Origin of the sequence: Saezia sanguinis (genome assembly GCF_003991585.1) — a bacterium.
Taxonomy (GTDB): Bacteria; Pseudomonadota; Gammaproteobacteria; order Burkholderiales; family Burkholderiaceae_C; genus Saezia; species Saezia sanguinis.
On record NZ_PQSP01000002.1, the window covers coordinates 90248 to 113520 of the forward strand.

Below are 23273 nucleotides of genomic sequence, written 5' to 3' on the forward strand. Positions count from 1 at the left end.
AGGCTATTAAAAGCTGTTGAAAAAGCCGTTGATGGTGAAAAGCGGGTATGCCAATGGGTATGTCTGCTGCTTGACTGATTTTGACCGTAATGCCGGAGCTTTAATGCCGGGGCATCGGATTTAGGACGATTTTGAATGGAACTGATACCTGTAACGATTCTGACGGGTTTTCTGGGCGCAGGGAAAACCACTTTACTGCAACGTGTGCTGACAGAGGCGCATGGGCAGAAAATTGCCGTGATTGAAAATGAATTCGGCGAGGAAAGCATTGATAACGATCTGCTGGTTTCGGAAACGAATGAGCAGATTGTTCAGTTGAATAATGGTTGTGTTTGCTGCTCGATCCGGGAGGATCTGCGCTCAGCTTTGGTGATGCTGGCAGACAAAAAGCGGCAGGGAGAACTGCATTTTGAGCGTGTTGTGGTGGAAACCACTGGCATGGCTGATCCGGGGCCGGTGGCGCAGACCTTTTTCATGAATGAAGATGTGGCGCAAACGTATATGCTGGATTCAATCATCACCATTGTCGATGCCAAACATGGCAATCAGACGCTGGATGAGCGCATTGAAGCACAGCAGCAGGTGGGTTTTGCCGACCAGATTTTTATCAGCAAGGCCGATCTGGTTTCCCAGGAGGAACTTGCGGATTTGCAGCATCGTCTGAAACACATGAACCCCAGAGCCTCACAGCGGGTGGTGCATTTTGGTGAGGTGCCGATTGCTGAAGTATTTGACCTGCGCGGATTCAATCTGAACGCACAACTGGAAATTGACCCGGATTTTCTATCGGAACAAGAGCACGAACATCAGCATCACCACCATGACCACGACGGTCACCATCATCATGAGCATGATGAGCACTGCGGTCATGAAGGAGGGTGCGGTTGCGGCCACGCACACCATCACCACCATGATGACGATGTGAAGTCGTTTGTATTCCGGTCTATGCGTCCTTTCAGTGCCGCCAAGCTGGAAGACTTTCTGGGTGCGGTGGTACAGATTTATGGTCCCAAAATGTTGCGGTATAAAGGCGTGTTGAACATTGTGGGGACGGACCGCAAAGTGATTTTCCAGGGTGTACACCAGATGATGGGGTCGGATCTGGGGCCCAAATGGGCAGAGGGCGAACCGAAAGAGTCAAAAATGGTTTTCATCGGGATTGACCTGCCCAAGGATATATTTATGCAGGGTTTAGAGCAATCTCTCGAGTGATTGCACAGATCATGTGATAATTAATGAACGGCAAAAGAACGAGTTAAAGTAAAATTTAACCAAGGAAGGCAGTACGGATAAGGTTTTATGGAATAGGAGGTTCAGGCTATTATGCGCTACGCTCTAGCCTGATTTGTGGCCAGAAGATTGACGCTTCCTGCAGCATGGGTTGCAGAGGTTTGGATTTTGAAGGCGTTTATGGCAAAAAGACGTTGAATGGGGTACCTGTTCAACATAAGGGGGCTTTGAAAATCAAGGCCTGTATTCTGCAGTAAAGCAATGGATTCTGAGAACCCATGAAAAAAACCAATACATCTGAAAAAAAGGCGTCCGCTAAAGCGGATCAATCCCTAGCCTGGAAGAATAAACCCGGAGACGAGCTGACCTCTGAAGAGTTGCTTGCTATGCCGGATTCTGAGTACATGAATGAGCAGCAAAGAGCGTTTTTCCGTAAATTGCTGGAGCAGCAAAAGTATGATCTGCTGCACAATGCGGATAAAACAACCGAAAATCTGAAGCAGGAAACCGTGATTGTGCCTGATCCCGCAGATCGGGCCACAATTGAGGAAGAACACGCCTTGGAGTTGCGGACACGCGATAGAGAGCGTAAACTGCTCAAAAAGATTGAACAGGCCATTGCCCGCATTGATTCGGGAGAATATGGCTATTGCGATGAAACGGGAGAGGCTATCGGATTGGCGCGACTGCTTGCCAGACCAACGGCAACATTGTCTTTGGAAGCGCAGCAACGGCGTGAACTTCGACAAAAAATGTTTGGTGATTAATAGGGCGTGTAAAAGGCAAGGGTTATATTGATAGTTGTACAAGAAGGCTGCTTGTACAAAGGAAGCTAAAATGAGCAGCAATGATCAGGATAACAGCACGCAGGCAAGCCAGGGTGGTTTGTTCAAGCGTGTGATGAAATTAGTCTCTAACCCGAAGCTTGGGGACAAGCCTTATGCGGCGGATCAGTTGTCTGCTGAAGAAAAGACGCAAATGCTGATTCGAAAGCAGCGCAACGATTTGGCGCGCCGCAGAGAATTTGAAGAGCTCCGGCAGTTGCGGCGTCAGCAGGCTGCCAGCGAAGAGGGCTCACGATCGTTGTTGAGTGGAGATATGAGTAGCAAACCCAGCACCCGTCAGATTGAAACCCTCAATAAAATTAATCAGATTGAAAATCAGATGGCTAGCCGCTGGGCGCAGCCACCTGCAGCCAATTTGAATCCAGGCACTTCAGCGGGGGCTGGCCCGGCAGCGACTAACCCGGCACTTTCTCAGGTACCAACTGAAATTGCTTCTGACCATGTCAAAACAACCCCTCTTGAGGGCGGTAATGTACAGAACAGTCCACCACCACCAGAGGTTGATCCCACTCAGATATTGGCTACCCTGGATGCGTCTGATGCCGCAGAAGACCAGGAGCTGGCCGAACTGGCTGATCCATTGCTGGAGGAAGCCGCTGTTTTGTTTGCCAGCAATGAAGATGCGCAGGTGGAGCAGAACCTGAAAGCGCTGCTGGCTAAAAATTCGCCACAACGCAATAAACGCGGCACCTGGTTAACGTTGATGGATTTTTACCGTGCGACGGGGAACCAGGTTGCGTTTGAATCTCTGGCGATGAATTACATGACGCTGTTTGCCGAGTCGGCACCGCAGTGGCAGCTGTTTGATCCCTCTTTGCTCAAGAAGCTGCAGGCCAGTAAATCGGCCTCAGGTTCTTCGGTCTACTGGCAGTCTCCTGCAGAGTTGAATGTGGAAGCTGCCCAGGATATGCAGCAGAAATTCCTGGCTGCAGAGGATAAGCTGATCCGGATCATGGACTGGAGTGGATTGAAACAGTTGTCTGTGGATGGTGTTCAGATTGTTCTGGAAACGCTGATCAAACTGGATCGGGCGGGCATTACCCTGCAGGTGACAGGGCTGGCAACGATCATGATGCTGCTGGCTGCGCAGACCAAAGTCAACGGGGCGGAAGCCGACCAGTTTATCTGGCAGTTGCGGCTGGAGTTGTTGCGTATGTTTGATACGCCGGAAGAGTTTGACATGGAGGCCATGGAATACTGTCTGGCACATGAAATATCACCCCCGGCCTGGACCAAACCACAATGCACCTGTGAGGATCTGGACCGTGATCCAGATACAGATGGCATGGACGATGAGGTCAGTTCTACCGGATTAGGAGGGGCGACCACGATTGGTGCCTCTACCGGATTTTATGGGCAGAATGTCGGGGCACCGTTGCGCCTGCGTGGTGCACTGAAAGGCAGCCTGTCTCAGGAACTGAAAGACTTTGACGAGAAAATTCCTGCTGAAGAAGGCGGCTTTTTACGGATTACCTGTGAACGGCTGGTCCGTATTGATTTTGCTGCTGCGGGTGACCTGCTCAACTGGGTGTCTGAGAAGGCCGCCAGAGGCTATTCTGTGCAATTGGTGAAAGTACATCGTCTGGTGGCGCTGTTTTTTGCTGTCATGGGAATTTCTGTCTCGGCGCGGGTTTTGCTTAGAAAAGATTGATGGATGAGGTGCTCTGAACGGTAAAGTGATCTCAGGGGCATAATCGGGCTGTGTGGTATTCACAGCCCTTTATTTTTTATAGGTGCAGATCTTGAATTCGGCAGCTTAACCTTTATCTAAAAAAGCTATGGAACAATATCACGGAACAACGATTATTTGCGTGCGTCGCGATGGCAAGGTGGCCCTGGGGGGTGACGGCCAGGTGACTTTGGGCAACACGGTGGTTAAAGCGACTGCCCGTAAAATACGGCGGCTTTACCATGATCAGGTCTTGGCCGGATTTGCAGGCAGCACGGCAGATGCTTTTACCTTGTTTGAAAAATTTGAAGGCCAATTGGAAAAACACCAGGGGAACCTGGTACGTGCCGCCATTGAGATGGCGAAAGACTGGCGCACCAACCGTGCGTTGCAGCGGCTGGAAGCAATGCTGATTGTGGCTGACCGGGAAAGCTCACTGATCATTACCGGAAATGGTGATGTGCTGGAACCCGAACATGGCATTGCCGCTATTGGTTCCGGTGGTTCGTTTGCACTGTCTGCCGCACGGGCACTGGTGACGTACAGCACACTGGACGCTGAACAGATTGTCAAAGAAGCGCTGAATATTGCTGGGGACATCTGTATCTATACCAACCACAACCATCTGATTGAAACCATTGGCTGATAGCCACCGGGTGGAAATCAGGCCGTTTGTATTTTTGCGCCCGTTCGGGCACTGATTCATGACAGGATAATTATGTCGAGCATGACACCGCAGGAAATTGTTTCTGAGTTGGACCGTTATATCATTGGGCAGCAGTCTGCCAAGCGTGCTGTGGCGATTGCCATGCGTAACCGCTGGCGGCGCCAGCAGGTGGATGAAAAGCTGCGTGTGGAGATCACGCCCAAGAATATTCTGATGATTGGTCCTACAGGGGTTGGAAAGACAGAGATTGCCCGCCGCCTCGCCCGCCTGGCTGATGCCCCCTTCATCAAGGTAGAGGCGACCAAATTCACTGAGGTCGGGTATGTCGGCAAGGATGTGGACTCAATTATCCGCGATTTGATTGACACCGCTGTCAAGCAAGAGCGTGAACATGCCATGCATACCATGCGCAACCAGGCAGAAGATGCGGCAGAAGACCGTATTCTGGATGTTCTGGTTCCGCCTGGTGGTGGCGTGGAAGCCGTTGGCAAAAGCTCTGATGGTGCGGCACGGCAGGTTTTTCGCAAAAAACTGCGCGAAGGCCAGTTGGATGACAAGGAAATTGAAATTGCCGTGGCTGATGCTGGGCCCAAGGTTGAATTGATGGGCCCCCCCGGCATGGAGGAAATGACAGAGCAACTGCGTGGTATGTTTGCCGGCATGTCTCAGGGAAAAAAGAGTACCCGGAAATTAAAAATTGCGGATGCCCGTAAATTGCTAGTCGATGAAGAGGCCGCACGGTTGATCAACGAAGACGAAATCAAAACCAGGGCGGTACACAATGCCGAACAAAATGGCATTGTTTTCATTGACGAAATAGATAAAGTAGCCGCCCGTTCAGAAGGACAGGGGGCCGATGTGTCGCGCCAGGGTGTGCAGCGGGATCTGCTGCCGCTGGTGGAGGGCACCACAGTCAATACAAAGTACGGCATGGTGAAAACCGATCACATGCTGTTCATTGCTTCCGGTGCATTTCATTTAAGCCGCCCCAGTGATCTGATTCCTGAACTGCAAGGCCGTTTTCCAATCCGTGTAGAGCTGCAATCGCTTTCGGTAGACGACTTCAAGGCGATCCTGACGCAAACGCATGCCAACCTGCCGGATCAGTACAAGGCATTGCTGGCCACGGAAAATGTAACGCTGGAATTTGCCAGCGACGGCATTGAGCGTCTGGCGGATATTGCATTTTCCGTCAATGAGCGCACAGAAAATATTGGCGCCAGACGCCTTTCCACCGTGATGGAGCGGTTGTTGGAAGAGGTTTCTTATGATGCCAGCAAACTGGGCGGGCAATCGGTTCACATTGATGCGGCTTATGTGAATAGCCGCCTGGGAGACCTGTCGACCAATGAAGACCTGTCCCGCTATATTCTCTAACAGCTAAGCTGTTTTCTCAGCGGCAGGGCCAGACGAAGCATCGTCACCCAAGGGGGTGGCGGTGCTTTGGTCTTTTTCTGCCGGGCTATCTGCTGCTGTTGATGTTTCTGCTGCCTGCGCTGATGCAGCAGGCGCATTGTCTTCAGAGCCAGGAGCCGGATCCGGCATCATTTCCAGCGCTGTGGTACTGGTATTGACCATCGGTACAAACTGGGCAAACGGCTCGGCAATTTTGTTTCTGACAAAGCGGATCTGGTAGAACGTATAAGCGGCCAGTAAAGCAATGACCGTAAAGAAATAAAGCGGCAGGGCATTGGCGCCAAAAGGCTGCATCAGCAAACCAGCCAGTGTCGGGGCAAAAGCAGCCCCCACCCCGTTGACCAGCAGAAGGCTGGCTGAACCGGCCAGGATTTCTTCCGGTTTGAGCTGGTCAATCAATTGGGCCACTGAAACAGGATAAACCGTAAACGACAGGCCGCCCCACAGGCAGAAAAGGGCAAACAGCCAATGGTTGGCCAACGGCAATGCAATGATGGCTGAGCAAAGGGCGGAAGCGCATAAGACAGTAAACAAAACGCGCCGCCGGTCAAACCGGTCGGAAATCCGGCCAATAGGGTATTGCAGCAGCGCACCGCCTAAAATCGTCATGGACATCAGCGTAGCCACTTCGCCAGTGGAGAAGTTTTTCATGCTGGCGTATACAGAGGCCATGCCCCAGAACGCGCCGGTATTCAGTCCGGATAAGGCAGAAGCGACCAAAGGCAAAGGCGCTTTGCGAAACAGGGTGCGTAACCCGATGGTTTGTTTTTCCGGCAGGGTTGGTTGAATGCGGCGCGTCAGCATCACAGGGGTTAACGATGCGCACATGGCCATGGCCGCCACTGCAAATACGGTGAACCCCAACGTTTCGTCCAGGCGCAGCAGTTGTTGTCCTGTAGCCAGAGCCAGAAAGTTCGCCACCATATAAACGGCAAAAATACGCCCCCGGTGAGAATTGGGTGCCTGCGCATTCAGCCAGCTTTCAACCACCATGTAGAGGCCGATCAGTGCAATGCCATAGACAATGCGCAGTGTTGCCCAGACCCACGGGTCAATGAGCAGGATATGCAGTAATACGGCAATCGCTGCAACAGAAGCAAACAAGGCAAAAGAGCGGATATGTCCGATCCGGCGAATAATGGGTGCGTCAACCCAGTTACCGATGAAAAAGCCACCATAGTATGCAGACATGAGCAGGCCAATGGTGGTGGTGGTATAGCCCTCACTGAGGCCGCGCAACTGCAACAGCGTATTGAGCAGGCCGTTGCCGGTGAGGAAGAATGCGATCCCCAGCAACAGTGAACTGATGGCAGCGATGTGAGAGATCATACCGATTCAAAACAAAACAAGCCCGCCTGAGGGCAGACGGGCAATGGAAAATGGAGTTTGTTCATAGGCATCATACGCAAAATAGCTGCCTTTGACCAGGAAATATCTCACAGAAACAGTTTTAATACGGCAGGCCGTGTGTTTGAAGCAATGATTTTAGACGGCGGATTTCCTGCGAAAGTTCCATCAGCATGGCAACGGCATCCAGATTGGTGTTGAGCAGATGTTCAAGCCGGCGCGCTTCCAGCGCACGGGCAATGTCCTGACTGACAAATTGCCATTGGCTGATATCAGTGTTTTGCATGGGTTGAAGAATACCGACCTCGACGACGCGAATCACCCAGTCGCGCTGTACGCCGCACAGGTGGGCAAGGTCATCGGCATTAACCGGGTCGGTTGTACTGATCAAGGTAGCAGAAACGGTGGTTTTATTCATATCCTCAATGCCTCTTGCTTTACTCTATACCATCAAAATGACCTTGGGTTCAGCGGGGCGGCTTCTGCCAATGCACGGTATGCCTGTTTGGCTGCCTCTGTGTTGGCAGCAGGCAGTACCACTTCAATGTTCAGATACAAATGCCCTGCCGGGTTGCCTGGAAAGCCCCGGTCCTTGACGCGCAATTTGCTGCTGTTTTTGGTATTGGGCGGAATTTTGATATTGACCTTCTGCCCGTCCGGCAGCGGAACCTGTAGTTCTGTTCCCAGCGCCGCTTCAGTGGGGGTAACCGGCAGCTTCATGTAAATATCTTTGTTTTCAACCTGGTACAGAGGATGGGGTGCAATATGCACTTCCAGATACAGGTCCCCATTGGGAGCCCCGCCCCGCCCAGGCAGACCCTGGCCGCTCAGGCGTATGAACTGGCCCTGGTGGGTACCTGCGGGAATCTTGACCCGTAAAGTACGTGGCTGCCATTGCATCATGCCTACGCCATCTTCTGCCAGATTGCGTAAGGTGATGTCACGTTGTGCACCTTGCAGTGCGTCTTCCAGGGAAATTTCAATACTGGCATGCTGGTCTTCCCCTGGCACGCGAAAGTGTGTTTGAGCACCGGCTCTGGCTCCGCCTTGTGGTCTGCCGCCCTGGCGCATGGAGCCGAACAGGGATGAAAAAAAGTCGCTGAAACCGGCCTCATCGGCTGCCCCAGTGCTGCTGCGGAAAGTAAATCCTTCATCCCATCCCGGTGGCGGCTGGAAATTACCGTCCGACCATTGCGCCTTACCGTTTTTGGCGCGGTCATACAAGGTGTCATAGGCTTTGCGCTTTTCTGCATCACCCAGGACATCATTGGCTTCATTCACGTCACGCATGCGTTCCTGTGCATCCGGCTCTTTGCTCACATCGGGGTGATATTTACGAACCAGCTTGCGATATGCTTTGCGGATATCGTCGCCGGAGGCTGCCTTGTCAATGCCGAGAATTTTGTAATAGTCTTTGAAGTCCATGATGATTGCTTGAGACGTGCGGTGGAATAAACCTGGTGAAATGTATGCAGACCAGTTTATCCGCTTTATTTACATATGCAATAGAGGTGGGAGCAAAAGCAGAAAAATCAATACGGTGCCGGCCAATGGAAATAGCCGGAAATAGAGCCTTTTCCGGTATCGTACGGATGAGACAAACCCATTGAAGAAATATGGTATTGGCTGGTGCCAGACAAGGCTAGCGAAAAGATAACACCAGATGTTTTAGGCTGCCAATATCGGTGGGGATGTGGTCCACGTTTCTGCGGCCACAGAAAGCAGGCCGTCAAAAATCAGTGATTCAGCCAGCGTGAATGGCCGTGTCAGGCTGGGCGCTACTTTCCAGGCTGCGCCACCGGTCAGATAGATGCGGGGTTCCTGCTGAGTATGTTGTTGCAGGTTGTGTGCCATGCGCTCAATGGCACCTGTGATGGCATAAGTGCCGCCTGTGGCCAGTGCGTCACTGGTATTGGTGGGAAATGTGTGCACTTCCCCGGTAGGAACGTGCAGTCCGGCGGTACCGCTTTGCAATGCATGCATCATGATGCCGTACCCGGGCATGATCAGACCGCCAAGGAATTGCCCTTCGGCGGTCAGCGCATCTACCGTAACCGCTGTGCCCACCATGACGACAACGGCCGGGCAGGTCTGCTGTTCAGCCTGCAGGCGCTGGCGCACGCCAATGAGCGCCATCCAGCGGTCGATGCCTAAACGGGTCGGAAAGTCATAATTGTTGCTCACGCCACATTGCTGTTCACGCACTTGTGCCCACACCGGGGTGATGCGCCAGCGTTCTTCCAGTTGGGTATTGACGCTGATTTTCGCGGCTTCTGCCGCAACGCAACAACCCAGCACATGAACGGGCTGAGGCAGATTGCGCCAGTCCTTTTCCCCCAGCTCTTCAATGCGCTCAAGAAATACTGCACCTTGCGCCAGAGGCGACTGGCAGATACCGGGGCGCTGATACAAAGCCCATTTGAGACGGGTGTTTCCGATGTCGATAGCGAGCAGTGTCATGGGGGGAACGTTATGCAGTAGAAACCAGATTGTCTAAGGGGTAGTATAGGATATGTCTAGAATAAGTTCATAAAAATCACGCAGGAGAAATTCAAAATGAATGATCAAAAGCCATTTAGCCCTCAGGATATCCGTCCTGCCGCAGGTTATGCCGGGGATATTACACCCCAGAAGGCCTGGGAATGGGTGCACCAGGATAAAGCGCTGCTTATTGACGTGCGTACCAGTGCGGAGCTGGCATGGGTTGGGTACGTGCCAGGGGGAGTACATATCGCATGGAAAGAATGGCCCGGCATGGTGGGCAATGAGCAGTTTGATCACCGTTTGGAGGAGGTTGCGCCCGATCTGACCCGGCCGCTGTTGTTTTTATGCCGCTCAGGCCAGCGCTCGGTTTTTGCTGCGCAACGGGCCACGGCGCTGGGATACACGGCAGCGTATAACATCCTGGATGGTTTTGAAGGCGTACTGGATGCCCACGGGCACCGTAACACCGTTTCCGGCTGGCGCTCCCTGGACTTGCCGTGGCAGCAGGGGTAAGCACGGGTTTTGCATGGCAAAACAACAGATAAAGCTAAAAGTACCCTCCGGATTCCGCCTGCGTGGTCTTGTGCAATTGAAAAATTGTTCATTTTTGAGGAAAATGGCTCGATAGAGATATCAGGCTGACGCGGGGCGGCTTTTTAAAGCCAGAGCCCCACGGTGACAAGCATTAACGTATTTGTCAAAGCCTGCACGCGGATTTTCAAAAGAAATCCTGTCATGACATTGGTCTTTGCTACAAGTAGAGCATTGGTAGCACCCTGAATAGGTTCGTTAAGTCAGAATCTGAAAAGATCCTGGCTTTCATTCATTTGGGGGAACGGCTGTTCGGCGGCTAGATGGTATTGTTACGATTACCGGGCGCTGAAAATCAGAGATACATGTAAAAGGAGATTATGTTGAAAATCACACGTCGTCAGGCCATCGCCTGGGCTGCAGCCAGTACGGCAGCCATGGGGTTCCCGGCAATTCTGCGGGCGCAATCACTGGAGCAGGAAAAAATCACTATCGCAGTGGGCGGTAAACCGCTGTTCTATTACCTGCCACTGTCTATTGCCGAAGAAAAAGGGTTTTTCAAGGATGAGGGGCTGCAGGTCAAGATTGTTGATTTTGCCGGTGGCTCCAAGTCATTACAGGCTGTGCTTGGGGGGAGTGCGGACGTGGTGTCAGGGGCGTTTGAGCACACCATCTCCATGCATGCCAAAGGGCAGCCTTTCCGCGCGTTTGTGGCCCAGGGCCGCACGCCGCTGATTGTGTTTGGCGTGTCGAAAAAGACCATGCCAGATTACAAATCTGTGGCAGAGCTCAAAGGCAAGCGCATTGGTGTGAGCGCCCCGGGCTCATCCACCAACGTGATGGCCAGTCTGCTGCTTACCAAACATGGCATTAATCCAAAAGATGTTTCATTTGTCGGTGTGGGTACTGGTGTGAGCGCGCTCAATGCCATGCGCAGCGGGCAGATTGATGCCATTACCAGCCTGGACCCGGTGACCTCCATGCTGGTGGGTGGCGATGAAATGACCGTGGTGGTGGATACGCGCTCGGTGCAGGAAACGATCGATTTGTATGGTGGCGAAATGCCCTCAAGCTGCTTGTATGCGCCGGAAGACTTTATCGTTAAAAAGCACAATGTGACCCAGGCGCTTACCAACGCCATTGTGCGTGCAGACAAATGGATTCAGCAGGCCGGGGTGGAAGAAATTGCCAAAACCGTTCCTTCTGCTTACCTGCTGGGCGACCCGGCGCTTTACAAAACGTCGCTGGGTCATAACCTGCAGGGGCTGTCTCCTGACGGCATGTTCCCGGAAGATGGCGCACAAACCGCACTGAAGGTGCTGGCAGCATTTACGCCCAGGTTTGAAGCCGATAAGGTGGATACAGCCAAGGCCTGGACCAATGACTTTGTCCGAGTTGCTAACCAGAAGTATCCCAATGCCTGATATTGCGCTTTCTTTGAATCAGGTCACGTGTACTTTTCCTGCACGTGACCATGCCGGACAGTCCTATACAGCGGTGAAGGATGTCACGCTGCATATTGCGGCCGGCGAATTTGTTTCTGTGGTGGGGCCTACCGGGTGCGGTAAGTCCACGTTGCTGAATGTGGGTGCCGGCCTGTTACAGCCCACGCAGGGCAGCGTGCAGGTGTTTGGTCAGCCGCTGACGGGGCTGAACAAAAGAGCAGGCTATATGTTCCAGGGCGAGTCACTGATGCCTTGGCGCAATGCTTTGGATAATGTGACTGCCGGGCTTGAGTTTGGAGGTACGGCCAAATCGGCTGCACGTGCGTTGGGGCTGGAGTGGATGCAGCGTGTGGGCTTAAACGGTTTTGAAGACCGCTATCCGCATGAAATGTCTGGCGGTATGCGCAAGCGTACCATGCTGGCACAGGTGCTGATTCGCAACCCAGATATTATTTTGATGGATGAGCCGTTTTCCGCGCTTGATATCCAGACACGACAGTTGATGGAAGACGAAGTGCTGGATATCTGGATGAAAGAGCGCAAGGCCGTGCTGTTCATCACGCATGACCTGGACGAGGCCATTGCCATGAGTGACCGGGTGGTGGTGCTCTCAGCCGGGCCGGCCACACACCCGATCGGCGAGTTTGAAATTGATCTGCCGCGCCCGCGCCATGTGGCCGAAATCCGAACGGACCCGCGTTTTGTCGAACTGCATGAAGCCATCTGGGCGGAGCTGCGGGAAGAAGTGCTTAAAGGCTACGCTCAGCAAAAGAAAAAGTGAGTAAAAACATGTCTGAATACGTGCGTCAACGGGTCATGCTGCGGGTGTGGCAGGTTCTGGTGCTGGTTGTTTTAATTGGTGTCTGGTGGGGTGTGTCGCGCAACCAGACCTGGGTCATGTATTTCGGTGAGCCGCTTGAGGTGGCGCGGCGCATCTGGGACTGGTTTGTCGTTGAGCATGACATTTATGAGCACTTGGCTGTGACCATGATTGAAACCGTACTTGCATTTGTGCTGGGCACTGCTGCCGGGCTGGCGGTGGGGTTGTGGCTGGGGCTTTCCCGGCGGGCCAGCGAAATTCTGGCGCCGTACATTACCGCAGCCAATTCCATGCCGCGTGTCATTCTGGCGCCTATTTTTGCGCTGTGGTTCGGGCTGGATGTGGAATCCAAAGTTGCCTTGGCGTTCACACTGGTTTTTTTCATCGTGTTTTTTAATGTCTACCAGGGCATACGCGAGGTCAGTTCTGTGTTGCTGAACAATGCGCGTATGCTGGGGGCTAACCGCCGGCAGTTATTGCGCTATGTCTACCTGCCTTCCGCCACCAGTTGGGTGTTTTCCAGCCTGCATACATCTGTGGGCATGGCGTTTGTCGGGGCGGTGGTGGGTGAATACCTGGGGTCTTACCGCGGGGTGGGGCACCTGATTTTACAGGCCGAAGGCAGCTTTGATACCAATACGGTGGTTGCCGGCATTATCGTGCTGACACTGTGTGCACTGGTGCTGGACTATATGGTGACACTGGTAGAAAAGCGGCTGCTGAAATGGCAGCCCAATAACAATGCCGGGTCATCCATGTGACCCATCATGATGGCACATGATAATTCTCTGCAAAAAAAGGCACGCAAGTGCCCTTTTTGATGGGGTGGTGTGTGGTCTCACGTTTGGATATATAAAACAGATGCTTGCAATAGGGGTTGCCAGGAGGTGAGCGCGTGCGCTGCCGGTGTGTGCAGTGAAGAAGCCACCGGTGCCTCAGGCTTACCGACGCCAAACCACAGCACCCACACGCCGATGCCTACAAAAAACAGGGCCGCAATGCCGCGGATCAGTTTCAACGGCATTTTGTGTGCCGCGGTGTGACCGAGCCAGACGGCAGGCACATCGGCAATCAGCATACCCAATGTGGTGCCTGCAATCACACCGGTCAGGGAGTCAAAGTGCGCTGCCAGACCAACGGTTGCCAACTGGGTTTTATCGCCCATTTCAGCCAGAAAGAACGTTGTCAGCGTGACCAGAAATACCGTCCAGGCGTTCTTGGGTGCCGAAGCGTTTTCCTGTTCACCGGTATCATCCAGTTTGTCGGGAACCAATACCCATACGCCCATGGCAATAAAGGCACCGCCCAATACCCAGCGCAGTACATCCGGGGACAGGGTGGTACGTATCCAGCCGCCCAGCAGGCCTGCCAGTGTGTGGTTAAGCAAAGTGGCGCACAGAATACCCAGCACAATGATCCAGGGACGGCGGAAACGTGCGGCCAGCATCAGTGCCAGAAGTTGTGTCTTATCGCCGATTTCGCCCAGCGTAACCAGGCCGGCAGAGGTGAGAAAAGCTTCCATTGAGTTGTGAGCAGTATCATGGGCTGGGCAAGAGACAACAAAAGCGCGATTACCCCGGCCCAACCCGGCAACAGGATAATCTCGCTATGGTCTCGCCAGAACCGCATGCAGCCTTGAATGCATTAAGCTGAAGGCCTCTGCTGGAACCAAACGCGCCATGCTGATCAGTACAGCAAGCATGTTGACGCGATCCTGCAATCTGCCGGCCTGTTCGGCCCAACGATTACAGCGGCTACTCCCCACAGGAGTAGCGCCATTGTAATGGCTTTATTTAAAAAGAGTGAAATGCCTGACTGTCAGGAGGCACATTGTGCGTTCAGGGCGCAGGCAGAGGCAGTTGGGTCGTGAACTTGCTGCGCTGGGTGCAGAAGAAAGCACGCACATTGCGTACATTGTGGTGGGCAGAGAACACGTCATGGGCCAGGGCCTGATAAGCCGCCATGTCTGCCACAGTGATCACCAGTATAAAATCCGGCCCTGCGCTGACGCGGTAGCACTGCTGTACGGCATCTACCGAGGCGACCAGGGCGTCAAATTCATCTTGTGCAGCGCTATCCTGCCGGTCCAGTGTGATTTCGGCGATCACCTGCAGGTAAGCACCCAGCCGGGCCGGACTGAGAATGGCAACCTGCCGTTCAATATGCCCGGTCTGCTTCAGGCGATTAATGCGCCTTAACGCTGTTGCCGCAGAGATATGCACTTTTTCAGCCAGTTGCCGCTGGGTTAAAGAGGCATCTGTTTGCAGCAAATGCAATAATTTCAGATCAATGCTATCCATGGCTGTCAATCAACAATATAAATATAATTTCTTTTTTATTTAAAAAATGAAATTATATTTCTTAATCTATATTGAGTGAAAATAAATTTCATATTTGTATGATATATGAAAGCACATTTTTCTGCGGGTTGAGTAAGATATTGACAATTTGAAACGATAAGTGCCAGGACATTGGCACACATAGCAGTAGCAGAAAAGAGGTCAACCATGTGCGGCATTGTAGGGGCAGTCAGTTATCACAATATTGTTCCGGTATTGATCGAGGGGCTTAAACGGCTGGAATACCGCGGCTATGACTCGTGTGGTGTGGCGGTGCATCAGGATGGTGAGCTCAAACGCGCGCGCAGTACGGCTCGCGTTTCTGAACTGGAACAGCAGATACAGCAGACGGGGCTGAATGGCGTAACCGGCATTGCACACACCCGCTGGGCAACACATGGTGCACCGGTGACCGACAATGCGCACCCGCATTTTTCATTTGGGATTCATCAGGGCGACAAAGTCCGGGCCCGGGTGGCCGTGGTCCATAACGGCATCATTGAAAATTATGAGGCGTTGCGCAGCGAACTGCAACAAAAGGGCTACCACTTCAGCAGCCAGACCGATTCAGAAGTGATTGCGCACCTGGTTGACTATCACTACCAGGGCGACCTGTTTGAAGCGGTACAGCAGGTTCGCTCGCAATTGCGGGGGGCATATGCCATTGCCGTTTTCTGTGCCGATGAACCGCACCGCCTGGTGGGTGCACGGCAGGGCTCGCCACTGGTGCTGGGTGTGGGAGAGAGAGAAAACTTTCTGGCATCCGACGCTATGGCGCTGGTTGGCGTGTCAGACCAGATCGTTTATCTGGAAGACGGCGATGTGGTTGATGTGCAGACCGACCGCTACTGGGTGCTGGATGCGCAGGGTAAATCGGCCGAGCGTCTGCCGCGTACGGTTCATGCGCATACGGGGGCAGCGGAACTGGGACCGTACCGCCACTACATGCAAAAAGAAATTTTTGAACAGCCCCGTGCCATTGCCGATACGCTGGAGGGTGTGGCAGGCATTTCTCCGACTCTGTTTGGCGAAGATGCAAAAACAGTTTTCAAAGACATTGATTCCATCCTGATTCTGGCCTGCGGCACCAGCTATTATGCCGGCATGACGGCACGCTACTGGCTGGAGGGCATTGCGCGCATTCCAACCACAGTGGAAATTGCCAGCGAATACCGCTATCGCTACAGTGTGCCTAATCCGAAAACACTGGTGGTCACCATCAGCCAAAGCGGAGAAACGGCGGATACATTGGCCGCATTGCGCCATGCACAGTCGATGAGCATGTTTCAAACACTGACGATTTGCAATGTGGCGACCAGCGCTATGGTGCGCGAATGCAAGCTGTCGTATGTGACCCGTGCCGGGGTTGAAATTGGTGTGGCGTCGACCAAAGCGTTTACCACGCAACTTGCTGCGCTGTTTTTGTTAACCCTGACACTGGCCAAAGTCAAAGAACGCTTGCCTGCCGAGCATGAAGAAAAATACCTGACTGCCATGCGGCACCTGCCCAATGCATTGCAGGCCGTGTTGGCGCTGGAGCCGCAGATCATGGCATGGGCGGAAACTTTTGCCCGTAAAGAAAATGCGCTGTTTCTGGGGCGCGGTTTGCATTACCCGATAGCGCTGGAAGGCGCGCTAAAACTCAAAGAGATCAGCTATATCCATGCAGAGGGTTATCCGGCGGGTGAGTTGAAACACGGGCCACTGGCCTTGGTGACTGACCAGATGCCGGTGGTGGTGGTAGCGCCCAACGATGAGTTGCTGGAAAAACTCAAGAGCAACATGCAGGAAGTGCGCGCGCGTGGCGGGCAACTGTATGTGTTCGCCGATGGTGGTACGCAGATTGACAGTGAGCCGGGTGTCCATGCCATCCACATGCCGGAGCACTACGGGCAACTCTCACCGATACTGCATGTGGTGCCGCTGCAATTGCTGGCTTACCATACCGCCGGCGCACGTGGTACTGATGTGGACAAGCCGCGCAATTTGGCCAAGAGTGTGACGGTGGAGTGAAATGAGAAAGACGTCGCGCAATCCACCCTGGATAAGAGATGAGCTTATTCTGGCGTTGGATTTGTATTTTAAATGTCGTCAATCTTTACCAGGACCTAAAAGTGCTTCAGTTATAGAGTTATCACATTTGCTTAATCAAATGGGGGTGATGCTTCAACGCACCAAAGACAACGCTACATATAGAAACCCGAACGGGGTTTCTATGAAGTTGATGAATTTTCGCCGTTTAGATCCTCTGTATATTAACGAAGGTAAAAAAGGGTTAACTGCAGGAAATAAAGAAGAAATAGTTGTATGGGATGAATTTGCCCATCAACCAAATCAGCTTTCTGTCGTAGCGCACGCAATTCGCCAAGCGATTGCAGTCAGCGAGCCCGAAAAACTTAACATAGAGTTAAGTGAGGATTGGGAAATGAGCGAAGCATCAGAAGGGCGTGTATTAACGCGCATGCATCGTATTCGAGAGCGTAACCCTAAATTAGTGAAACAAGTAAAAAATAATGTATTGAAAAAATACGGGAAGCTATTTTGTTTTGCGTGTCATTTTGATTTTGCAGAAAAGTATGGTGAGGCAGGTAAGGGGTTGATAGATGTTCACCATACAAAGCCAATTCATACATTGGGTGAGCATAGTAAAACAAAAATAGAGGATTTGGTTTTACTGTGTCCAAATTGTCATAGAGTGGTACACGCTAAGCGTCCATGGCTTTCTCTCGATGAGTTAATTTCATTGGTGAGGCAATAATAAGGTAAAGTTCAACAGCAGGGAGCCGGTCGTATATCACTGTCTATACACGGTCTTCGCTGCCATTTGTTAATTGGAAACCGGCTTTGTCTTTCTCTGATAAAAATACCACTTCAGGCAGAGAACCAAAAACAGCAAAGCGCACAGAAGATAAACGGAGTTAATGCCCCAGTAGGCATTCATGAAGTAGGCCACCAGCGGGCCAATCGCAGCGCCAACATCGACCATCAGTGCAAAGCTCATGAGCAATGCCCGCCCACCGTTTTTGGATGCCGTGTCCGAGGCCAGGGCTTCAGTCACCGTATTGAGAATCGTGGCAATCAGTTGCACGATCAGCAGGCATAAAAACCACAGAAACAATGGCAGGTTCAATGCCAGCAACAGCATACCGGCAGCGCCAACGCCGAATGTGGCATACATCATGCCTGTACGCGTGAAGCGCTGGTCTGACAGTTGGCCGACAAAGGGAGCAAGCCATGGTTCCCAGCCCCAGCGCAGGGCCTGAAAAAATCCGGCCAATGTCGCTGCACCCAGCATCATGCCCCAGATGGTGATGTCTCCATTTGTGTGCGTGTTAATCAGCCGGCTTAACGTTGAAGCAATGACACCTTGTGTAACAAACGCAACGGCAGCGCCACTGGCCATGATCCACAACACGTGGGGTTGTCCGACCAGTTCAGCGAAAGCTCTGATGACACTGCGCTGTTTTGTAACTGTTGTTTCGGATGTTGCCATGCTTTTGGGCAACCGGGAAAATGCCAGAAAACCCGCACAGGCGGTTACGGCGCCGAAAATCAATACCGTATTTTGAAAACCGATCAGGTCAGCCAGCAACCCGCCCAGCAACATGCCACCAAGGCTGCCCAGGCGGTACAGGCCGTTGTACTTGCCTGTCAGTTGTCCGCGGTTTTCTGTGGTGCTGACCCGCAAGATGCTGAAAAGCGCGCCCAGTCGTAACAGCGTCCAGGCAACACCCCACAGGCAACGGGCCACAATCCACCACACCAGCCCCGGCAGCCAGCCATAAGCTATGGTGGTCAGCACAGCAAGTGCTACAGCGATGAGTATGCCGGTGCGCTCACTGATGTGGTTATAAAACCAGCCAATGAGCGGATTGAGTGGCAGGCGCACCAGCCGGTTAACCGACAGAACAATGCCGACTTCCCACAGCGAACTGAGTCCGACTTGCTGGTAATAAACCGGCAGCACAATGTAAAGCATAGAGTCTCCCAGCAGGCATAAGGCGGTGATGATTGCCAGTATGCTGATGTGGGAGTTTTTGTCGCTGTGCATGAATCGGTGTGTTGTTCAGGGCAGATCAATTGAAAGCGTACTGTGTCCTGAATTTCCGATTCTACATCACGGCCCCTTCTCAAGGGGCGTGCATATCAATGTGCATGCCCTGCACGCGATAAAAAATAACCTGACCCAAGGTGATGCAGTTGTGACTGGGTCGTTTGCATTTTTTACCGGTGGATTTCATGCTGACAAAACTATAGGTACAAAAATAGTTTGATACGTGAGCGAATGCAGTATGGAAACCACATCCGCTCAAAGTCACCCTTTCACGCACACCACCTGCTTGAGGGTATGCACAACCTCAACCAGATCCTGCTGCGCCTGCATGACAGCGTCAATGTTTTTATACGCTTGTGGCGTTTCATCAATAACGGCCTCGTCTTTTCGGCACTCCACACCGGCGGTGGCTGCTTTGTGGTCTGCCAGCGTAAAAGCTTTTTTGGCCGCAGTACGGCTCATGACGCGACCTGCGCCGTGTGAGCAGCTGGTAAAGCTTTCCGGGTTGCCCTTACCGCGCACAATGTAGCTGCACGCACCCATGCTGCCCGGAATGATTCCCAGCTCTCCGGCCTTGGCGCTCACCGCACCTTTGCGTGTAACAAAAACATCTGCACCGAAGTGATGTTCTTTTTGCACATAATTGTGGTGGCAGTTGACCGCTTCTACATGCGTTTCAAACGGCTTGGTGATGATTTCACGGGTAGCGCCAATCACACGCTGCATCATCACTTCGCGGTTCATCCGGGCAAACTTCTGCGCCCAGTTGACCGCACGCACATAGTCGCCAAAGTAGTGTGAACCTTCTTCCAGATACGCCAGGTTCTGATCCGGCAGGTGCACGTCATTGCGTATGGCATCTTCTTTGGCTAGATTGATAAACAATGTGCCAATCGCATTGCCTACACCGCGTGAGCCGGAGTGCAGCATGAACCAGACAAAACCTGTTTCGTCCAGGCACACTTCAATGAAATGGTTGCCTGTTCCTAGAGTTCCCAAATGGGTGTAGTTGTTGGTTTTCTCCAGTTTGGGGTAGTCTTCGCAAATGGCTTTGAATTCCGGTTGCAGTTGTGCCCAGGCGTTATCAACGGCAGAAGGTGGCCGGTTCCATGCGCCTGGGTCACGCGGGCCGGGCTCGCGACCATGCGGAATACTTTTTTCAATGGCTTTACGCAGCGGTGCCAGATTATCCGGCAGGTCTTCTGCGCGCAGCGTGGTGCGGCAGGCCATCATGCCGCAACCAATATCCACACCCACCGCAGCCGGAATAATGGCCTTGATGGTAGGAATAACAGAGCCGACTGTCGCACCTTTACCCACATGCACATCGGGCATGGCGGCAATGTGTTTGAACACCACGGGCAGGCGCGCAGCGTTTTTCAACTGCTCACGGGCCCCTGGTTCCACAGGAACGCCTTTTACCCACATTTTCAGTGGTACGCCGTTTTCGACAGGTTCTTCAAGATAGTTATTTTGTGATGTCATGATATATTTTATTTTCTATTGGAAATAAGGAGAAAAGTGCCTGCAACAAGGGGTTGTGAAACACCTGCTCTACCAACTGAGCTACGTTGATGGTGGCTGGCACCCTCAACGGCAGGACTCGAACCTGCGACCCGGACATTAAAAGTGTGTAGTTTCACATGCATTTGCAAACACTTTTCAAAAAATGGTACTTCAACTGAGTGGCTGCTTTAAAGGCGGCAACCTTAAAAGTAATTCATTCTGGATGCAGTGTTGGGCATTCATGATCATATCAACGATCAGTTCAAAGTTTTTCTTTGGTGAGCCATGATGGTTCCATGCAAATTTTCTCCAGAGTGCTAAAACAGGTACGCCATTGATTTGCCCCTTTTGTCTTTGAAGCAGGTCGGTTGCATATGCACATATTGCTACAGGCTCATGCAGGCTTTTATCTTTCAGCATGGTTTGCAGTTGCTCAGGGTCGGTTTCTAAGCCCAGCCTTTCGGCTGTATGAGCTAATTGGGCAATCATCATTTTTTCTGCCTCTAATTTATCGGCTTTGGTGACATGTCTGAGAGAGAGGTAAAAGAAGCCACGAAATACAAAAAGAAGAGCATGTTTTAATGTGCTATATGGCGTTTTAAAATCTCCAGTCAGAACGAAAGAAATGTGAAAGTAAGAGTGAAGCAAATGGCTGAACGCAGGTATTTCTTCAGGCAAAGGCTTGCAGTGCTCAGGAATGAGAGCGTAATGTTGTTTCACCCACTTTTCAGTGTCAACAGCTACTTCAGCAAAAGCCCGGACTTTTGATAAGGAGCGGCTTTTGTATATGACGCTGTTAATCCACATTAACGTGTTGTAGGACTTTGATTTGATTTCCAGCGTGTGTTTCAATTCATTTGGATTAAACATATCAATACTCTTTATGGTGTGTTTTTGTATTCATGGTGAAAACATGAGCTTGAACCGTAAGTTGCTATCAGAGTGACAAGTGAGTGAGCAAGACGGAAGCATTTCCTCAAAATGTAGTCCTGTTCTGGCATTCACCCTTTTAGCAACGAAACCAGATCAATCACAAAACAAACCACACTGCTGACAAACAAATTGGTGAGACGTTTGTGCCTGTAACAAAGGAATGTAGTCACACCAGGCATTCAGCAGCGGATTTGTATTTTTTCTTTCAATATCTTTTTTAGTGCAGCCTGCACAACTTGTGCCGCACAGGCTGCGGTTATCAAAACAGCATTTCGGTTTTAAATCTGGGCCAACGAAATGTTTTCAATCACATCAACCCAGTGGTTGGCTCCAGCGTCATTTTGTGCAAATGTGGCGATGGTATCGAACACAGCGTCTGAGAACCCGCCCACATTCATGATGTCGGCCTGTTCTGCCGCCTGCGTGGTCCCGTATGGCTGGATATCAATGCACACCAGTTTTGCTTTTGGGCAGCGGTTTTTAATCTGCGCCCATTCACGCATGGTCTGCGTTGCACCGTGGCCGCGGTTATCCAGCCACGATTCGTTATCCGATACCAGAATCACCAGGTCCACTTTGGCATTTTTCGAATTCAACCATGCCAGTGGCGCACTCACATTGGTTCCGCCTCCGGGCATGCTGGCCAGCTTTTCGGCGTTGGTCATAACCGAATCCCGCAGATTCAGGTTAATTTTGCGCACAACGTTTTCAAACGGCAACACTCTGGTCTGCGGATTCTTGCGCACCATGGCTGCGGTAACCAGTGCAGCCACATCAATGCAGCGTACAGACGATGTTGCACCACGTCGATAGCCGGTAGCAGGCGAGAGCATGGAGCCTGAAATATCAGGACATACCACCACCTGGCCATTGATCGCAGGCACATTGGCCAGAGCGATTTCCATCGCATCCTGCAACGCTTCCCGAACCACATGCGGCACTGTATCACCCGTCATTTTGTAGGCGGACATCAACTGGTACGGCATTACATTGGCGTTGGCAATGGCTTTACGGGTCCGCAGTTTTGCGGCAACCAGACCTGCCATGCCTTTTTGCTTAAACACTCCGTGGCGTGCAAATGTGTTCAGGTTTTGCCGAACCATCTGCCATGACCCCTTGCGGGCAATTTCTGCCCACTGCGTATCTGTCACCTCCAGTGCAGTCAGCATCTGAAACGGCACATCAGGCAGTGCGGGCAGCGGTTGCCCGCTTCGAAGGGCCTGTTTAAACTGTTCAAATGTCTGTGTTGCAGGCGGCAGGTCAGCCATGTTGTAATCACGACCGATCAACCATGCAAACCATGCGGTACGCCACGCCTGCTCCGGTTTAGGGTGCACCATTTTCACGACATCGGCCAGGGTTGGGTTGTTACCAACGGCAGCGTTCAGCAACTGTTTTTCAGACGCGTTCAGCAACCATTGCTGCACCAGCTTTTTAGGGCGGGTTCCCAGTGATTTACGTCCAACAGCGCCGCTGCGCATGATCTGCACAAAGTTACGCAGCATCTTGCCGTTGTTGATCACACGGCCAAATACCTGCGAGAGCAATTGCACATCACGCACGGCCAATACTGCGGCTAGCAAGGCGGGCATGTCTTTCATGTAGCCTGCTTCGCGAGCATAAACCGCTGTTTTGGCAATGAATGCGGGTTCCATGTTTTTTGTCAAAGCCAATACTGTATCCAGTTGCGATTCGGCGTTGGCGTAAAAAGTCTGGTTCAGGCAACCTGTGGCTGCCAGTTGCGCCAGTCGATGCCGCGGGCTCAATGCGTAAGCAATGGCATTGGCTTCGTTTTTGGCATTTGCCTGCGGCAAGGCTTTTCCGCGAAAAGTTTGAAATACATTGATGTTGACCATTTTGATTCACTCATTCAACTTGTTGTTATGCTTTATGTATTGCAACAGGCATGCCAGGAATGGATAAATAATGCATAAAAGTTTTTAACGCTTTGTTTTTATGAGTAAAAATTATTTTTATCTCAAAATAA

Annotated in this window: 21 protein-coding genes; 11 read left to right on the forward strand and 10 right to left on the reverse strand. The window is 51.9% G+C overall.

The window, feature by feature from the left end; genetic code table 11:
• Positions 1 to 135 precede the first annotated feature (135 nt).
• From CUZ56_RS04540 to hslU, 5 genes are all read left to right on the forward strand, one after another.
• Complete coding sequence (locus CUZ56_RS04540) at positions 136 to 1212, forward strand: CobW family GTP-binding protein (protein WP_126978715.1); 1077 nt, start codon at positions 136 to 138, stop codon at positions 1210 to 1212.
• A 296-nt stretch (positions 1213 to 1508) separates the two neighbouring features.
• Positions 1509 to 1997 (forward strand): RNA polymerase-binding protein DksA, encoded by a 489-nt coding sequence (gene dksA / locus CUZ56_RS04545; RefSeq protein ID WP_126978717.1) that lies wholly within the window; start codon positions 1509 to 1511, stop codon positions 1995 to 1997.
• Between the two features lie 70 nt (positions 1998 to 2067).
• Positions 2068 to 3726 carry an STAS domain-containing protein gene (locus tag CUZ56_RS04550; protein WP_126978719.1) on the forward strand — a complete coding sequence of 553 codons (1659 nt, stop codon included), beginning with the start codon at positions 2068 to 2070 and terminating at the stop codon, positions 3724 to 3726.
• Positions 3727 to 3853: 127 nt separating this feature from the next.
• A complete protein-coding gene (hslV, locus tag CUZ56_RS04555; protein ID WP_126978721.1) occupies positions 3854 to 4390 on the forward strand; it encodes an ATP-dependent protease subunit HslV in 537 nt (178 codons plus the stop codon).
• A gap of 72 nt (positions 4391 to 4462) precedes the next feature.
• Entirely contained in the window at positions 4463 to 5788 is a 1326-nt protein-coding gene (gene hslU, locus CUZ56_RS04560; RefSeq protein WP_126978723.1) for an ATP-dependent protease ATPase subunit HslU, read from the forward strand.
• A 3-nt stretch (positions 5789 to 5791) separates the two neighbouring features.
• Here hslU and CUZ56_RS04565 read toward each other — a convergent pair whose 3' ends face one another.
• The 4 genes from CUZ56_RS04565 to CUZ56_RS04580 form a co-directional block, all read right to left on the reverse strand.
• Positions 5792 to 7156, reverse strand: coding sequence for an MFS transporter (locus CUZ56_RS04565; RefSeq protein ID WP_126978725.1), 1365 nt, complete (start codon positions 7154 to 7156; stop codon positions 5792 to 5794).
• A 121-nt stretch (positions 7157 to 7277) separates the two neighbouring features.
• Complete coding sequence (locus CUZ56_RS04570) at positions 7278 to 7592, reverse strand: chaperone modulator CbpM (protein ID WP_126978727.1); 315 nt, start codon at positions 7590 to 7592, stop codon at positions 7278 to 7280.
• Positions 7593 to 7624: 32 nt separating this feature from the next.
• Positions 7625 to 8599, reverse strand: a complete 975-nt coding sequence (locus CUZ56_RS04575; RefSeq protein WP_126978729.1) for a DnaJ C-terminal domain-containing protein — start codon at positions 8597 to 8599, stop codon at positions 7625 to 7627.
• Positions 8600 to 8842: 243 nt separating this feature from the next.
• Complete coding sequence (locus tag CUZ56_RS04580) at positions 8843 to 9634, reverse strand: type III pantothenate kinase (protein WP_126978731.1); 792 nt, start codon at positions 9632 to 9634, stop codon at positions 8843 to 8845.
• Positions 9635 to 9730: 96 nt separating this feature from the next.
• Here CUZ56_RS04580 and CUZ56_RS04585 point away from each other — a divergent pair, with 96 nt between their 5' ends.
• The 4 genes from CUZ56_RS04585 (at position 9731) to CUZ56_RS04600 (ending at position 13215) form a co-directional block, all read left to right on the forward strand.
• The gene (locus CUZ56_RS04585) at positions 9731 to 10171 is read left to right on the forward strand and encodes a rhodanese-like domain-containing protein (RefSeq protein WP_126978733.1); all 441 of its coding nucleotides are present in this window, start codon (positions 9731 to 9733) and stop codon (positions 10169 to 10171) included.
• Between the two features lie 401 nt (positions 10172 to 10572).
• On the forward strand, positions 10573 to 11613 hold the full coding sequence (locus CUZ56_RS04590) for an ABC transporter substrate-binding protein (RefSeq protein WP_404948031.1): 1041 nt from the start codon (positions 10573 to 10575) through the stop codon (positions 11611 to 11613).
• Positions 11606 to 12415 carry an ABC transporter ATP-binding protein gene (locus CUZ56_RS04595; RefSeq protein ID WP_126978737.1) on the forward strand — a complete coding sequence of 270 codons (810 nt, stop codon included), beginning with the start codon at positions 11606 to 11608 and terminating at the stop codon, positions 12413 to 12415. Before CUZ56_RS04590 ends, CUZ56_RS04595 begins: the two co-directional genes overlap by 8 nt.
• 8 nt (positions 12416 to 12423) lie before the next feature.
• A complete protein-coding gene (locus tag CUZ56_RS04600) occupies positions 12424 to 13215 on the forward strand; it encodes an ABC transporter permease (RefSeq protein ID WP_126978739.1) in 792 nt (263 codons plus the stop codon).
• Positions 13216 to 13292: 77 nt separating this feature from the next.
• Here CUZ56_RS04600 and CUZ56_RS04605 read toward each other — a convergent pair whose 3' ends face one another.
• Together CUZ56_RS04605 and CUZ56_RS04610 are read right to left on the reverse strand one after the other, a co-directional pair.
• Positions 13293 to 13976 (reverse strand): TMEM165/GDT1 family protein, encoded by a 684-nt coding sequence (locus CUZ56_RS04605; protein ID WP_126978741.1) that lies wholly within the window; start codon positions 13974 to 13976, stop codon positions 13293 to 13295.
• A 316-nt stretch (positions 13977 to 14292) separates the two neighbouring features.
• Positions 14293 to 14754, reverse strand: coding sequence for an Lrp/AsnC family transcriptional regulator (locus CUZ56_RS04610; RefSeq protein ID WP_126978743.1), 462 nt, complete (start codon positions 14752 to 14754; stop codon positions 14293 to 14295).
• 207 nt (positions 14755 to 14961) lie between these two features.
• Between CUZ56_RS04610 and glmS the strand changes: the two genes are divergently transcribed.
• The gene (gene glmS, locus CUZ56_RS04615; protein ID WP_126978745.1) at positions 14962 to 16806 is read left to right on the forward strand and encodes a glutamine--fructose-6-phosphate transaminase (isomerizing); all 1845 of its coding nucleotides are present in this window, start codon (positions 14962 to 14964) and stop codon (positions 16804 to 16806) included.
• Position 16807: 1 nt separating this feature from the next.
• Positions 16808 to 17551 (forward strand): HNH endonuclease, encoded by a 744-nt coding sequence (locus CUZ56_RS04620; RefSeq protein WP_126978747.1) that lies wholly within the window; start codon positions 16808 to 16810, stop codon positions 17549 to 17551.
• A gap of 69 nt (positions 17552 to 17620) precedes the next feature.
• On the opposite strand, the gene CUZ56_RS04625 is transcribed toward CUZ56_RS04620, so the two are convergent.
• From CUZ56_RS04625 to CUZ56_RS04640, 4 genes are all read right to left on the reverse strand, one after another.
• Positions 17621 to 18844 carry an MFS transporter gene (locus CUZ56_RS04625; protein ID WP_126978749.1) on the reverse strand — a complete coding sequence of 408 codons (1224 nt, stop codon included), beginning with the start codon at positions 18842 to 18844 and terminating at the stop codon, positions 17621 to 17623.
• Positions 18845 to 19108: 264 nt separating this feature from the next.
• A complete protein-coding gene (locus tag CUZ56_RS04630) occupies positions 19109 to 20332 on the reverse strand; it encodes an RtcB family protein (RefSeq protein WP_126978751.1) in 1224 nt (407 codons plus the stop codon).
• 192 nt (positions 20333 to 20524) lie between these two features.
• A complete protein-coding gene (locus CUZ56_RS04635; RefSeq protein WP_126978753.1) occupies positions 20525 to 21223 on the reverse strand; it encodes a hypothetical protein in 699 nt (232 codons plus the stop codon).
• Between the two features lie 341 nt (positions 21224 to 21564).
• Positions 21565 to 23142, reverse strand: coding sequence for a vWA domain-containing protein (locus CUZ56_RS04640; RefSeq protein ID WP_126978755.1), 1578 nt, complete (start codon positions 23140 to 23142; stop codon positions 21565 to 21567).
• Positions 23143 to 23273: the final 131 nt, after the last annotated feature.

Coding starts and splice junctions, on each gene's coding strand:
- CUZ56_RS04540 (WP_126978715.1), top strand. CDS start 136: ATGGAACTGATACCTGTAACGATTCTGACGGGTTTTCTGGGCGCAGGG.
- dksA (WP_126978717.1), top strand. CDS start 1,509: ATGAAAAAAACCAATACATCTGAAAAAAAGGCGTCCGCTAAAGCGGAT.
- CUZ56_RS04550 (WP_126978719.1), top strand. CDS start 2,068: ATGAGCAGCAATGATCAGGATAACAGCACGCAGGCAAGCCAGGGTGGT.
- hslV (WP_126978721.1), top strand. CDS start 3,854: ATGGAACAATATCACGGAACAACGATTATTTGCGTGCGTCGCGATGGC.
- hslU (WP_126978723.1), top strand. CDS start 4,463: ATGTCGAGCATGACACCGCAGGAAATTGTTTCTGAGTTGGACCGTTAT.
- CUZ56_RS04565 (WP_126978725.1), bottom strand. CDS start 7,156: ATGATCTCTCACATCGCTGCCATCAGTTCACTGTTGCTGGGGATCGCA.
- CUZ56_RS04570 (WP_126978727.1), bottom strand. CDS start 7,592: ATGAATAAAACCACCGTTTCTGCTACCTTGATCAGTACAACCGACCCG.
- CUZ56_RS04575 (WP_126978729.1), bottom strand. CDS start 8,599: ATGGACTTCAAAGACTATTACAAAATTCTCGGCATTGACAAGGCAGCC.
- CUZ56_RS04580 (WP_126978731.1), bottom strand. CDS start 9,634: ATGACACTGCTCGCTATCGACATCGGAAACACCCGTCTCAAATGGGCT.
- CUZ56_RS04585 (WP_126978733.1), top strand. CDS start 9,731: ATGAATGATCAAAAGCCATTTAGCCCTCAGGATATCCGTCCTGCCGCA.
- CUZ56_RS04595 (WP_126978737.1), top strand. CDS start 11,606: ATGCCTGATATTGCGCTTTCTTTGAATCAGGTCACGTGTACTTTTCCT.
- CUZ56_RS04600 (WP_126978739.1), top strand. CDS start 12,424: ATGTCTGAATACGTGCGTCAACGGGTCATGCTGCGGGTGTGGCAGGTT.
- CUZ56_RS04605 (WP_126978741.1), bottom strand. CDS start 13,976: ATGGAAGCTTTTCTCACCTCTGCCGGCCTGGTTACGCTGGGCGAAATC.
- CUZ56_RS04610 (WP_126978743.1), bottom strand. CDS start 14,754: ATGGATAGCATTGATCTGAAATTATTGCATTTGCTGCAAACAGATGCC.
- glmS (WP_126978745.1), top strand. CDS start 14,962: ATGTGCGGCATTGTAGGGGCAGTCAGTTATCACAATATTGTTCCGGTA.
- CUZ56_RS04620 (WP_126978747.1), top strand. CDS start 16,808: ATGAGAAAGACGTCGCGCAATCCACCCTGGATAAGAGATGAGCTTATT.
- CUZ56_RS04625 (WP_126978749.1), bottom strand. CDS start 18,844: ATGCACAGCGACAAAAACTCCCACATCAGCATACTGGCAATCATCACC.
- CUZ56_RS04630 (WP_126978751.1), bottom strand. CDS start 20,332: ATGACATCACAAAATAACTATCTTGAAGAACCTGTCGAAAACGGCGTA.
- CUZ56_RS04635 (WP_126978753.1), bottom strand. CDS start 21,223: ATGTTTAATCCAAATGAATTGAAACACACGCTGGAAATCAAATCAAAG.
- CUZ56_RS04640 (WP_126978755.1), bottom strand. CDS start 23,142: ATGGTCAACATCAATGTATTTCAAACTTTTCGCGGAAAAGCCTTGCCG.